Origin of the sequence: Jeotgalibacillus terrae (assembly GCF_016908195.1) — a bacterium.
GTDB classification, from domain to species: Bacteria; Bacillota; Bacilli; order Bacillales; family Jeotgalibacillaceae; genus Jeotgalibacillus; species Jeotgalibacillus terrae.
The window spans coordinates 122195-136219 of record NZ_JAFBDK010000006.1; the positions used below are offsets into that span (position 1 = coordinate 122195).

Sequence of the window (14025 nt, forward strand, 5' to 3'; positions counted from 1 at the left end):
CTCTCTTATTTCGCGTCATACCACGTGTTGCCGTATGAATAGTCCACTTTTAACGGAACGGACAATTCCACGGCTGATTCCATCACTTCAGGTACAATTTTTTCGAGTTTTTCGATTTCATCTTTTGGACATTCAAAAATTAATTCATCATGAACCTGCAATAGCATGCGTGTCTGAAGGGATTCCGCCTTCAGCCTGTCTGCCATTTCAATCATTGCCTTTTTAATGATATCTGCAGCGGTTCCCTGAATTGGTGTATTCATCGCAGTCCGTTCTGCAAATCCTCTCAGATTAAAATTACGGCTTGTGATCTCAGGAATATACCTGCGGCGGTGCAGCAGTGTCTCAACATAGCCCTTCTGCTTCGCCTCGTGAATAATATCATCCATATATTCTTTTACTTTCGGGTAACTGTCGAGATACTTTTTGATAAACTCTGCTGCTTCTTTTCTTGTGATATCAAGGCTTTGGGAGAGTCCATAATCACTGATCCCGTAGACAATGCCGAAATTAACAGCTTTTGCATGTCTTCTCATTCCTGATGTTACGTCTTCTTTTGATACACCAAAGACATCCATCGCAGTTTTAGTATGAACGTCCATGCCCTGGTGGAAAGCTTCTTTCAGTCCTTCATCATCTGAGATATGTGCAAGCACCCTCAGTTCGATCTGTGAGTAGTCTGCAGCAAACATGACCCAGTCTTTTTCGGATGGGACAAACGCCTGTCTGATTTTACGACCTTCTTCAAGCCTGATCGGGATGTTTTGAAGATTAGGATCCGTCGAGCTCAAACGGCCGGTTTGAGTCAGCACCTGATTATATCTCGTATGAATTTTATTTGTATCATCATGGATAACTTTTAATAAGCCTTCAATATAAGTCGATTGAAGCTTGCCAAGCTGTCTGTAATGGAGAATATGATCAATGATTTCATGCTCAGGCTTCAGTTTTTCCAGAACATCTGCTGAAGTTGAATATCCTGTTTTTGTTTTCTTCAGCACAGGAAGTTTCAGGTTTTCAAACAGAATCACACCCAGCTGTTTTGGAGAATTAATATTGAATTCCTCGCCTGCAATCCGGTAAATGTCTGACTGAATCTCTTCAAGCTTTTTCTTCAGCTCAACGCCCATGTCTTTCAGGCGGTCGATATCCACCTGCACTCCTTTTCTCTCCATCTCTGCAAGAACAGTGGCCAGCGGCAGTTCCAGTTTTTCAAAAAGCTCAAGCTGTTCATTTTTTTCAAGAGAAGTGATACAGGTTTCTTTGATCGCGTGAATCGCTGCAGCTTTTCTTGCAGTATGCTGCATCAGTTCATTCTTTTCCGGCACCTTCTTTTTGGCGCCTTTTCCATAGACTGATTCATCCGTCGGAACTGCATCAGCACCGTGTCTTTTTGCAATAGACGAAAAATCATCAGCAGCTTCAGAAGCATCAATCACATAAGAGGCGATCAACAGATCAAAGTCGATTCCTTGCAGCTTCATTCCCAGGCGGTCAAATGCAACTATCGATTCTTTTGCATCATAGACAGATTTTGTTTTACTGTCATCTTCAATCCATTTTTTAAAAGCTTCTGACTCTGCAGCGTGCTCCGGTGAGATAAAATAGGTTTTCTGATCAGCATGAAAAGCAATCCCGAGTATATCGGCTGTATGGTAATTCACATCATAGAGCTCTACATACAGCTCTGCGTGGGATGGAAGTTCATCTGTAAAATCAGTTACCTCCTCCCACTTGATATCCTTCAATTCAATTTCTTCTTCTTCCCCATCCAGCTTATCTAGAAGCGAATTAAATCCCAGCTCTTTATACAGCTTTGTCAGCTGATCATAGTTGGCTTCCTGCTTTTCAAGCTCTGAAAGCTTGACTTCAACAGGTGCAGTTCTGGTAATCGTTGCAAGCTTTTTACTCATTTCTGCAAGCTGCTTGTTTTCCTCGAGCTTTTCTTTCAGCTTCTTACCGCTGACTTCATCGATTGAATCAAGTACGTTTTCAAGTGTGCCAAACTGCTTCAGCAGCTTGATCGCTGTTTTTTCGCCGACACCCGGAACACCCGGGATATTATCTGAAGCATCTCCCATCAGACCTTTCATATCAATGATCTGGTCCGGTGTAAGTCCATACTTTTCATTAATATGCGCCGGTGTATATTGTTCGAGGTCAGTGATCCCTTTTTTCGTGATATCCACTCTGATCCGTTCTGATGACAGCTGAGTTAGATCCTTATCTCCTGAAATAATAACCGTATCAAATCCATCTTTTTCAGCCTGCGTACTGAGCGTGCCGATAATATCATCAGCTTCGTACTGATCAAGCTCATAGTATTTGATATTATGAGCGTTTAATAAGTCGCGGATAAACGGAAACTGTTCAGACAGCTCAGGCGGTGTTTTCTGTCTTCCACCTTTATAGTCTTCAAATGTTTTGTGGCGGAACGTTGTTTTACCAGCGTCAAAAGCAACCATCAGGTGAGTCGGCTGTTCTTCTTCAAGCAGCTTCATCAGCATGGTTGTAAATCCGTAAATCGCATTCGTATGTATACCTTTATCATTATTCAGCAACGGCAGCGCGAAAAATGCACGATACGCTATACTGTTCCCATCAATCAGTACTAATTTCTTAGACAAACCAGCCATCTCCTTTATATTCAAAACTTTTATGTTCATTACGCTTTTGAACACTTCAGCGCATGTTCTGTCACTTATTCATATAAGCAAATAAAAAAGCTGTTTTCCCTTTTCATTTTAGCATGTCCAAAATGAAAGGGAAAACAGCGTGGCTTATTCGGTGATACCTTGCAGAAGCTCCGCATAAGGAGAATCTGAAGGAAGAATAATCATTGTCTCATCATTTAAAGTTGTTTTGTAAGATTCAAGTGTTCTATACAGTTCATAAAATTCCGGGTCCTTAGAAAATGCTTCGTTGTAAACTCTTGCAGCTTCCGCTTCTCCTTCAGCACGTATGATATCTGCATCCGCTTTAGCTGTAGCAATCATTTCCCTTACTTCACGGTCTGTATTTGCTTCGATAATGTTTTTATTTGCATCACCAGTAGAAAGGTAATCCTGTGCGGTAGTCTGACGTTCAGAGATCATCCGGGTATAAACAGTTTCTTCGTTTGCCTGTGGAAGGTTCGTCTGTTTCATCCGGACATCGACTACCTCAATCCCAAATTGCTCCTGTGCAAGCAGCTCATTTACTCTTTCTGTTACACGGTCATTCAGGCTGCCACGCGATGATTTCTCATCATTAATGATCTGATCGTATTCAAACTGTCCCAGCTCTGACCGGACAACAGAATATATATATTCTTCCATTCTTGATTCAGCATTGATCATAGTACCGGCATTTGAAATCATATTCACCGGATCTGTTATCCGCCAGACTGAGTAATTATCAATGATGATTCTCTTTTTATCTTTTGTATTAATCTCAGCTTCTGACACATCGTATGTCATCTGATATTTCGGAAGTGTAGTGACAGATTGAACAAATGGAATTTTTGCATTTAATCCCGGTTCATCTATAATTTTAACGACTTCACCAAATTGGCGGACAACGCGATATTCACCTTCTTTAACGATAAAGACATTCAAAAGCGTTACAATCAGAAGGAACAGCAATAGTCCAATGACAATAAAGACTTTAGTGAATTTTTTCCACTCAATATCCACTTTCGGTTTGTCTGTCTTCGGCTTTTTATTAAACTCAAAAATCTTATTCTGATCATTGTCCATTTGCAGATTCCTCACTTTCTTCAGCCACAGCTGGCGGTTGTTGACGGTCAGGCTGCAAAGGCAGATATTTCATCGTATTTCCATCATCATTCATGATATAAAGCTTTGTTCCAGGAAGCACCTGTTCAAGTGTTTCAAGCGTTAGACGCTGTCGTGTAATATCAGGATTATTCTGATACTCAGTTAAAATCTTATTAAAAACAGCAACGTCACCGCGCGCCTGTTCAATTCTCGAAGTTTTTTCACCTTCAGCTCTCGACGCAATGGCCTTCACTTCACCTTTTGCTTCATTCAGCTTTTGACTCTGATATTTTTTTGCTTCATTTTCCTTTGTAATCATTGTTTCACGTGCATCTGTTACAGCAGTAAATGCCTTACGTACTTCCTGATTCGGCAATTCTACATCCTGTAGTTGCACTGCCTGAATTGATATACCTATTTCATATTTTTCAATTAATGATGCCAGTAAATCTCTCGTTTCGGCTTCAATTTCCGCTTTACCCGAAGTCAATGCAGCATCAATTGTTGAGCTTCCGATAATACTTCTGATCGAGGCAGAAGTTGCGTCAAACAAGACTTCCTCAGGATCTTCAGCATTAAATAAGAAATCTCTCGGTTCAGTGATCTTCCATTGAACGACCAGATCAGCTAACACAATATTTTCATCACCTGTAATCATTACTGTTTCTTCAGGAAATGATTTAATTTCTCCATCTTCTTCTTCATATCCGAACTGGAGACTGAACGTTTCTTTTGACAATATTTCAACCTGCTGTATTGGCCATGGCAATTTAAATTTCAAACCTGACTCTGTGATCGTTTCATTTGCTTCACCAAATGTCAGAACGAGCGCCTGTTCAGATTCATCTACTGTATACCATGAAGTAAACAGTACAACCAGTAATATTGCCGACCCTACGACAATCCCGATTCCAGCCATGATTCTTCTCATACTCACTGGGCAAACTCCCTTTCTTTATGTATTACCTATGATACGGAAATGTTACAAAAAGGTTTCAGGAAATTTCATTTGCACATGAGAAAAAGCGTGAACGGGGTCTGTTCACGCTTTTAATGGGGTTCCCTGGATGAAGGGGTTTTCACTTAGTATCTTATCAATGAAATATTAAACCACTGTCACTTTTGTGTAAATTCCATGTAAAGATTTCCATTACTTATTCATGTGAATCGGTAATGTTATGGTGAAAACCGTTCCTTTTTCAGGTTCACTTTCAACTTTAATCTCGCCATTGTGCACTTCAATGATATGTTTTACAATTGCAAGTCCGAGGCCAGTCCCCCCTGAGTTTCTACTGCGGGCTTTATCTACGCGATAGAAGCGCTCAAAGATACGGGACAGTTCTTCTTGTTCCATGCCGATTCCTTGATCGATAAACTGCAGTTGAATATGTTCTTTCACTTTTTCAGATCTGATAACGATATCCTGATCCGGATAAGAATAAGTAATGGCATTTGTCACAAGATTAATAAACACCTGTTTTAACCGGTCAGCATCCCCTTCGATGATCAAAGGCCTTTGAATATCTAACCTGACCTGTGCATTCTTCTTACTTGCCTTATGGGCCATCATGACAGATACGTCTTCAAGAATGTCAGCAAGATCGACCTGCTTTAATGACAGCTTGAATCCCTGCTGTTCCACACGTGAGAGTTCAAGCAGGTCCTGAATCAGCATCTGAAGCCTGTCACTTTCTTTTGCAATAATACTTAAAAATGATTCAAGCGCTCCCTGATCGTGCATCGCACCATCGAGCAATGTTTCAGTAAAACCTTTTATTGATGTAATCGGCGTTTTTACTTCGTGCGATACATTTGCCACAAAATCTTTTCGCATCTGCTCAAGTTTTTTCAGCTCAGATATATCATGAAATACAAGGACGATTCCCTGCCATGCACTCCGCTCTCCAATAATTGGTGCACCATATACTTCAAGGTGCTTGTGAGGAAACGTTTCTTCAATAAGAATTTGCTTTCTGACCCGCTGTTCTGTCAGAAACACTTCTTCGGCAAGCTCATTTACCTGAACATTCTTGAAAACATCGACATAGCTCTCGTTCAATACATCTTCTATCCGGGAATGGAAAAAATTCAGGAACGGGCGATTAACAAGAACGATATACCCCTGCTTATCAATCATGATTAAGCCACTGCCCATATTTTCAATCAGTGTTCTCAAACGGTCCTGCTGAACAGATTGTTCACTGACCATTTCCTGCAGATTTCTTGCAAGAATGTTAATCGCATTACTGAGCATCCCTGTCTCATCCGCACGGTCCTCAAACGTTCTTGCTTTATAATTACCTTTGGCCAGCTGTATCGCTACCTCAGTGGCCGATTCAATCGGTTTTGTGTATTGGTTGGTAATTCTTGCACCGATATAAATAATCATTCCCATTGCAGCACCCAGCGTAATAGCAAGAATCAGCCAGATTTGGCGGTAAACGTCTTCCAAATTATCAAATGAAGCAGCAAGTATGACATATCCGCTTTCTGAGCCGGTTTCAACACTGCTGATATAATAAAAGTTACTGTCATCTGCAGGAATTCGCACAATGCCATCATCAGTGTCAGGCAAGGAGCTATTGATTTCAGTCATCATCTGATTATGGTCTATATCTGAAACAGCCTGTCCTGAATCGTATACAACATCCGTATCTTCTGTTAGTATCGTAATTCTTGTTTCAAGCACTTCACTTAGTTCATCAAATAAAACAGATCTCAATTCAGCAAAAGAAGGCTCCTGTTCAGTCTGGTTGATGACAATATTCATTTCTTTTTCTATTCTTGAATGCAGTGCATTCAGATAATAAGATTTAACCAGCTCGCCAATAATGATCCCTAAGCCGATCAGGACCAAAAAGATCAGAGTAATTAATGCAAATAACAGCCGCCCTTTAAAAGAAGTCAGTTTCACGTGACTTTCGGCTTCTCCATTTTATAACCCAGGCCTCTAATTGTTTTGATGTACACCGGCTTTTTCGTATTCTCTTCTATTTTTTCACGGAGGTGGCTGATATGAACATCAACAATTCTTGTATCCCCGGCGAAGTCATAATTCCAGACGGTCTGAAGCAGCTGATCACGCGTCAGCACACGCCCTTTATTCTCAATTAAATAGACAAGCAGTTCGAATTCCTTCGGTGTCAGCTCGATCTGTTCACCACGGAAAAAAGCTTCATATTGCTCCGGAAAAACTTTTACTTCACCCAATTCGATGAAATCCTCTTCAACTTCAGGTTCTTTCACTTCCAGACGGCCGGCTCTTCTTAAGATCGCCTTCACTCTTGCAACGACTTCTCTCGGGCTGAACGGTTTTGTCATGTAATCATCCGCTCCAAGCTCGAGACCAAGTACTTTATCAAATTCTTCATCTTTTGCAGTCAGCATAATAATCGGTATATGAATCTGTTTTTGTCTGAGCTGCTTGCAGACTTCGATCCCATCCATCACAGGCAGCATCAGATCGAGCACAAGCAAATCAGGATTCTCACTTTCCACAAGTGCAATTCCCTCTGCACCGTCATAAGCTGTCAGTACTTCATATCCTGACTGTTCAAGATTGTACTTTAATAGTGTTACGATTGATTGTTCATCATCTACAACAAGTACTTTTTTCTTCATTGTGTACCTCCAGAAGCTATTATTAACCCCTAATCATCCGATTTCATTATAGTACAAATTCAGTAAGGATGGTGCTTCTATTATGTTTTCCATTAAAAAAAGCCGCGACAATATGTCTCGACTTTCAGAAAACGGTTCGGTTCACTGCAAGTTAAAAAATAAAAAATACGTTAATTTTTAAAGACCAATGTTGTTTTAGCACAGCTCGGAATTGGAGCGAAAGGGGGTCAGGAAGCTTACCGCACGCCCTGCGGAAAGCGTTCCCCCTGCAGCGGAATCGGGCAGCCAGCTTATCAGAGCCTATTATTTAAAAATTATCAAGTGCGGAGCCTTCGAACTTTTGGAGTTTTGACGGTGGGCACGCGATGACTGTTCCACTGATAACCGTATCTCCACTTTCGTCTGTACCGCGTACGCTGATTTCAACTTCTGATTTGGGTCTGTCGATTGATTTAATTTCAAATACATAATCTACTGTTGCATAATGGTAGAGCGGCTTTGGAAAGCTTAGTGAATGACTTTTAATATGTGAGCCGGGGCCCGGCATGTATTTAGACACGGCTGAAGTAACAAAACCTGTCAGCATGATCGTCGGAACGATCGGCTTTTTATATGAAGTCTGTGACGCATAGTCATGCTGAATATACAGCGGGTTTGAGTCGTTTGTTAACCCTAAAAACAGCAGCAGGTCTTTATCTTCAATTTTTTCAGTAAGCGTCAATTTTTCGCCGATTGACATTTCTTCTATCTGACGTCCAATTTTTCTTTTCTTCCCCAATAACATGATGACTCCCCCTTGATAACATTAATCTTTCTCCTGAAAATAAGTTAACCTTATTATAAAGCATTTCTGCAATATTCAAAATATTTTTTGCCTGATGCTCATGTTAAAAAGGAACTGCCAGTATCAGCAGTTCCTCATTGCAATTATGTTGATGACAGTGCGCTCATCACGCTGCGTACTGAGTCTGCTGATTTTTGAAGCTGTTGTTTCTCATCATCAGTCAGTTCAAGTTCCATAATCTTTTCGATGCCATTGCCTCCAAGGACGGTCGGAACACCAAGGTAAATGCCTTCGAATCCATACTCACCCTCAAGGAATGCCACTGATGGAAGAACGCGTTTCTGATCTTTCAGGATCGCTTCAGTCATTTCCATTAAAGCTGCAGCCGGTGCATAGTAAGCTGAACCGTTTCCAAGCAGTGCAACAATTTCTCCGCCGCCTTTTCTGGTACGTTCAATGATCGCATCAAGACGGTCTTTTGGGATCAGTGTTTCAAGCGGCACGCCGCCTGCACTAGAATAGCGCGTAAGAGGCACCATATCATCCCCGTGACCTCCAAGTACAAACCCCTGAATATCTTTCACTGATAAACCGAGCTCTTCAGCTACAAATGTATTGAAACGTGCTGTATCAAGCACACCTGATTGTCCGATTACGCGTTCTTTCGGAAGACCGGATTCTTTATAAACTGTGTAAGTCATCGCATCGACCGGGTTAGATAATACAAGAATCGTGGTATCAGGTGAATGCTTCACGATTTCCTTTGTAACAGACTTCATAATCTTTTCGTTTGTCTGAACAAGGTCATCTCTGCTCATACCAGGCTTTCTTGGCAGTCCGGCTGTAATAATGACGACATCAGAACCGGCTGTATCCGCGTAATCTGAAGTCCCTTTAATCGTTACGTCATAGCCAAACACCGGACCTGCTTCAAGCATGTCGAGCGCTTTTCCTTTTGTTGGATCTTCATTTTGAGGAATATCTACAAGCACTATATCTCCGAGTTCTTTTTGAGCTAAAAATAATGCAGTTGTTGCTCCTGTAAAACCTGCTCCGACTACTGAGATTTTATTTCGTGTAAATGCCATTTCAAATCCCCCTGTTATAAAATTATGTAGTTAAAGGCCGGCAAATGCCGGCCCATGTCTTATTACATATTTTCAATTAACGCAGTTCCGAATTCAGAACATTTAACTTCTGTAGCGCCGTCCATCAGACGTGCAAAGTCATACGTTACAACTTTAGAAGCAATTGTTTTCTCCATTGATTTTGAAATCAGATCAGCAGCTTCATTCCATCCAAGGTGCTCAAGAAGAAGAACGCCTGAAAGAATTACTGAAGATGGGTTTACTTTATCAAGACCTGCATACTTCGGCGCTGTACCATGAGTTGCTTCAAAGATAGCGTGTCCAGTATCGTAGTTGATGTTTGCTCCCGGTGCAATTCCGATTCCGCCAACCTGTGCAGCAAGTGCATCAGAGATGTAATCACCGTTCAGGTTCATTGTTGCAACGACATCAAACTCAGCGGGACGTGTAAGAATCTGCTGAAGGAAGATATCAGCAATTGAATCTTTTACGATAATCTTACCGGCAGCTTCTGCATCGCTTTGTGCTTTGTTTGCAGCATCTGTACCCTGCTCGTCTTTAATCTGATCATACTGATTCCACGTGAATACTTTATCTCCGAATTCACGCTCTGCAAGATCATAACCCCAGCGCTTGAATGCACCTTCAGTAAATTTCATGATATTACCTTTGTGTACAAGTGTTACTGACTTACGGCCTTCTGTCAGTGCATAGTTAATAGCAGCACGGACAAGACGCTCAGTACCTTCCTTAGAAACCGGCTTCACACCAATTCCTGCAGTGTCAGGGAAACGGATATTTGTTGCACCCATTTCATCCTGAAGGAAGTTAATCAGCTTTTTCACTTCATCTGATCCTTCAGCAAACTCAATACCTGCATAGATATCTTCAGTGTTTTCACGGAAAATAACCATGTCTGTATCTTCAGGACGCTTAACAGGTGATGGTACACCTTCGAAATAGCGTACAGGACGCAGGCAAGTGAAAAGGTCAAGCTGCTGACGAAGCGCTACGTTCAATGAACGGATCCCGCCACCGATTGGTGTTGTAAGAGGTCCTTTGATTGCAATAAAGTATTCGTTGATTGCATCAAGTGTTGCCTGTGGAAGCCACTCTCCAGTCTGGTCAAATGCTTTTTGACCCGCAAGTACTTCTTTCCACTCAATTTTCTTTTCTCCGTTATATGCTTTCTCAACTGCAGCGTCTAATACACGCTGTGCAGATGCCCAGATATCAGGGCCTGTACCGTCACCTTCAATAAAAGGTACGATTGGATTGTTTGGCACCTGTAGGTTACCGTTTGATACTGAAATTTTTTCACCTTGTGTCATAAGTCTTTCCCTCCAAATATCATTGGCCGGGGACTGACGTGAGCCGTCAGTCCCCAGGCTTTGTATACTATTACATCAGTTATCTGTCAGTTTGTAAAATGTTCTGTGAAATTATCGCTTCTCAACAGGTACATATTCCTGCATACCAGGACCTGTGTACTCAGCTCTAGGACGGATCAGGCGGTTATTTGAATACTGCTCAAGGATATGAGCCAGCCAGCCTGATACACGGCTTACAGCAAAGATTGGTGTAAACAGATCATGGTCAATACCAAGACTGTGGTAGACAGAGGCAGAATAGAAGTCCACGTTTGGTGGAAGTTTCTTCTCTGAAGTCACGATCTCTTCAATCTTCAGAGACATTTCGTACCACTTAGACTCTCCACGAAGTTCAGTCAGCTTTTTAGACATTTCACGAAGGTGTTTTGCACGCGGGTCTCCCTGCTGATAGACGCGGTGACCAAAGCCCATGATTTTTTCTTTGTTTTCAAGCTTTTTGCGGATCACTGATTCTACATTTTCAACTGAGCCGATCTCTGTAAGTGTCTTCATTACCTGCTCGTTTGCACCACCGTGAAGCGGTCCTTTAAGTGCTCCGATTGCTGCAGTTACGCCAGAATATACGTCAGACAGCGTTGCAACACATACGCGTGCTGTGAATGTAGATGCATTCAGTTCATGGTCAGCATGAAGAACCAGTGCTTTGTTCATTGCTTCCACTTCAATATCTTCAGGCATTTCGCCATTCAGCATATACAGGAAGTTAGCAGCGAAGCTCAGGTCTGATTTAGGAGCAACCGGTTCCTGGCCTTTACGGATACGTGCAAATGCCGTCACGATTGTCGCAATTTTAGCCTGCAGGCGGACTGCTTTACGGTAATTTGCTTCCTCTTCCATTACATCAGCTTCTTCGTCGAAAAGACCAAGTGCTGATACTGCAGTACGCACTGCAGCCATTGGATGAATGTTCTGAACCGGCATTGCTTTAATTTGAGCAATCACTTCATCAGGAATTGCCATATTATCAGCAAGCTGCTTTTTAAGTTCTGACAGTTCATTTTCTTTTGGAAGGCGCAAGTGCCATAAAAGATAGATGATCTCCTCAAAGCTTGCATTCTCAGTTAAGTCGTCGATATTGTAACCAACGTATGTAAGTGTGTCATCAATAATTGAGCTGATCGATGAAGTAGTAGCGACTACATTTTCTAATCCTCTCGTTGCTGTCATAAAAATCTCTCCTTTTAATCTTAGTCTTTGTATTTAAAGCCGGTCCGGCGTTTAAAATACGGCATAGACATCACATAAAAACTGAGCGGATGCTCAGTCAGCTGACAGAATCAAATTCGTCATTTCGGATGCGCTTACATTGTCCATTATAATCAATAATCAGAACTTTGTGAATGAAAACGCATTAATTTGCCGGGATTATTTTAATTTGCCGGATTTTGTCATCCTCCAAACAGATTTCCACCCCACTCGAATATCTTCATCACACTGTATGCAATACCGGCTCCTATTAATGGTCCGACAGCAATCCCGTTAAACAGCGCAACCGCTAAGATGGTACCGAATACCAGTGCCACCGTGATATGCGGATCATCCTGTAAAAGCGAGATTCCACCTTTTGCAATCAGCGCGACGGCAATCCCGGAAGCCAGTGCCACCCATGCATAAGGGGATTTCACTGCATCTGTTAATTCCTTAAAACCGATTGCACCGCTTGCAATTGGTGCTAAAACCGCGATCGTGATGATCGTGACCCCCCAGTTAATTCCTTTACCCTGAATGAATGCGAAAATCTTCTCATCAGCACCGGCAACTTTTAATAGAATTAAAAATAACACGGCAATCATCAGCGAATTATTTTTAGCAAAAAAACCGATTGCCAGTAATAAAATCAAAAAAATCATAGCGGGATTAATCATTTATATATACCTCCTTCAATAAAATAAAAACATTAGCCAGGAAAGGACTATGTGATGTTCAGACGTGCACTTCATGTCATTATAACAATCATTATCATATTGGGACTGCTCCGACTGGTTTTTGATTACTTATGGCCTTTTGCAGCCGGCGCATTGCTATCGTTTATTGTTTATCCTGTGGTCAAATTTATGTTCACCCTTCTGAAAATTCCTTACCGGCTGAGTGTCATATTCGGATTAATGGTTGCGTTTATAACAGGACCGTTGATTATAACCGGCTTCTTTGCATTATTTGAAAATGAGTTATCATCATTCATCCGCTATATTCCTGACTACGCAGGGATAATCAAGAATTTTATCTACACGCTTCCTCTGTCACTGCAGGAACTGACTGAACCATACATATCAAATGAGCAGCTCGCCCTGGTGACTGATGAAACCGGAAAGCTTATACTGACAGCCGGAAAACAGCTGGTTACTGCTTCTTCATCATGGGCAGTCGCTTTACCCTCCTACTTCTTTTCTGCAGGGATCGTTCTGATTGTGTCTTATTATGTGCTGGCGGATTTTAAAGCCTGGTTGCAGCAGTTACCGAAGGACTGGACTGCAAAGCTGAAGAATGTCGGCACACTGGGCATTCACGAAGCAGGTTCATATGTCGCAGCCCAATTTCTGCTTGCAATGATTACTTTTATGATTTCCATGACTGGGTTTTTGTTTCTCGGCTTTGAGCATCCTTTTTTGATGGCTTTGTTATCAGCAATGCTTGATTTTGTTCCCGTTGCCGGATCACTGCTGCTTTTTTTGCCTTTGATGATTTTCTGTTTTTTTGAGTCAGGTCCAGAAGCTCTTTTTGTGCTCCTCATCTATCTTGTGATTGTTGGTGTGAGACAGGTGATGGAGCCGAAAATGATAGGGACAAGTATGGGCATTCACCCACTACTGGCTTTAATGGTACTTTATGTATCTGTTCAGCTGACAGGTTTGAAGGGCTTGTTTCTGACTCCTTTTTTCCTGATTGTGTTATCTGTTTTGATTAAGGCAAAACTATTTTATATGATCTGGCTTTATGTAAAAAGCGGTAAATTCACTGCGTAAATATAAAAAAACACACAGCAAATGCTGTGTGTTATGGTCTGTGAATGATTACATTTCCATTTCTCATTTTTCTTTGAATCCATTTGTAAATAAAAGGCTTTAATTTATTTCTTGTTACTGGAAATAAGAGCAAAAAGCCTATTGCATCAGTAATGAAGCCGGGTGTTAAAAGGACAACCCCACCAATCAGGATACATATACCATCAATCACTGCATCGCCAGGACCATCGATCATTGTCATATTCTGTACCTTTTTCAAAGCCTGAAGACCCTGAGACTTTGCAAGGTAAGCCCCTAATACACCAGTTAAAATAATCAGCAGAACTGTCGGGATAACCCCAATCAGGTTACCTGCACTGATCAATATCGCAATCTCAATTGCCGGAACAATAATAATCAAAAGCATGAGCCATCTCACAA

The 14025-nt window shown here is 41.5% G+C and carries 12 protein-coding genes; 1 reads left to right on the forward strand and 11 read right to left on the reverse strand.

Annotated features, from left to right (window positions below; all coding sequences use genetic code 11):
• Window positions 1-5: 5 nt before the first annotated feature.
• The 10 genes from polA to JOD21_RS07830 form a co-directional block, all read right to left on the reverse strand.
• The gene (polA, locus tag JOD21_RS07785) at window positions 6-2636 is read right to left on the reverse strand and encodes a DNA polymerase I (protein WP_239581497.1); all 2631 of its coding nucleotides are present in this window, start codon (window positions 2634-2636) and stop codon (window positions 6-8) included.
• A 144-nt stretch (window positions 2637-2780) separates the two neighbouring features.
• On the reverse strand, window positions 2781-3737 hold the full coding sequence (gene hflC, locus JOD21_RS07790) for a protease modulator HflC (RefSeq protein ID WP_204729066.1): 957 nt from the start codon (window positions 3735-3737) through the stop codon (window positions 2781-2783).
• Complete coding sequence (gene hflK / locus JOD21_RS07795; RefSeq protein WP_204729160.1) at window positions 3727-4689, reverse strand: FtsH protease activity modulator HflK; 963 nt, start codon at window positions 4687-4689, stop codon at window positions 3727-3729. Before hflK ends, hflC begins: the two co-directional genes overlap by 11 nt.
• A gap of 219 nt (window positions 4690-4908) precedes the next feature.
• Complete coding sequence (gene pnpS, locus JOD21_RS07800) at window positions 4909-6666, reverse strand: two-component system histidine kinase PnpS (protein WP_204729161.1); 1758 nt, start codon at window positions 6664-6666, stop codon at window positions 4909-4911.
• Between the two features lie 2 nt (window positions 6667-6668).
• Window positions 6669-7379, reverse strand: coding sequence for a response regulator transcription factor (locus JOD21_RS07805; RefSeq protein ID WP_204729067.1), 711 nt, complete (start codon window positions 7377-7379; stop codon window positions 6669-6671).
• A gap of 307 nt (window positions 7380-7686) precedes the next feature.
• Complete coding sequence (locus JOD21_RS07810) at window positions 7687-8163, reverse strand: MaoC/PaaZ C-terminal domain-containing protein (RefSeq protein ID WP_041120934.1); 477 nt, start codon at window positions 8161-8163, stop codon at window positions 7687-7689.
• Between the two features lie 143 nt (window positions 8164-8306).
• Complete coding sequence (gene mdh, locus JOD21_RS07815) at window positions 8307-9251, reverse strand: malate dehydrogenase (RefSeq protein ID WP_204729068.1); 945 nt, start codon at window positions 9249-9251, stop codon at window positions 8307-8309.
• Between the two features lie 62 nt (window positions 9252-9313).
• Window positions 9314-10582: an NADP-dependent isocitrate dehydrogenase gene (gene icd / locus JOD21_RS07820; RefSeq protein WP_041120932.1), complete on the reverse strand. Its 1269-nt coding sequence runs from the start codon at window positions 10580-10582 to the stop codon at window positions 9314-9316.
• A gap of 111 nt (window positions 10583-10693) precedes the next feature.
• Window positions 10694-11809, reverse strand: coding sequence for a citrate synthase (citZ, locus tag JOD21_RS07825; RefSeq protein ID WP_204729069.1), 1116 nt, complete (start codon window positions 11807-11809; stop codon window positions 10694-10696).
• 221 nt (window positions 11810-12030) lie between these two features.
• Window positions 12031-12507, reverse strand: a complete 477-nt coding sequence (locus tag JOD21_RS07830) for a DUF441 domain-containing protein (RefSeq protein WP_204729070.1) — start codon at window positions 12505-12507, stop codon at window positions 12031-12033.
• Between the two features lie 54 nt (window positions 12508-12561).
• Between JOD21_RS07830 and JOD21_RS07835 the strand changes: the two genes are divergently transcribed.
• Entirely contained in the window at window positions 12562-13605 is a 1044-nt protein-coding gene (locus tag JOD21_RS07835; RefSeq protein WP_204729071.1) for an AI-2E family transporter, read from the forward strand.
• Window positions 13606-13636: 31 nt separating this feature from the next.
• Here the strand turns inward: JOD21_RS07835 and JOD21_RS07840 are convergent, their stop codons facing one another.
• A complete protein-coding gene (locus JOD21_RS07840) occupies window positions 13637-14023 on the reverse strand; it encodes an FxsA family protein (RefSeq protein WP_338032885.1) in 387 nt (128 codons plus the stop codon).
• Window positions 14024-14025 lie beyond the last annotated feature (2 nt).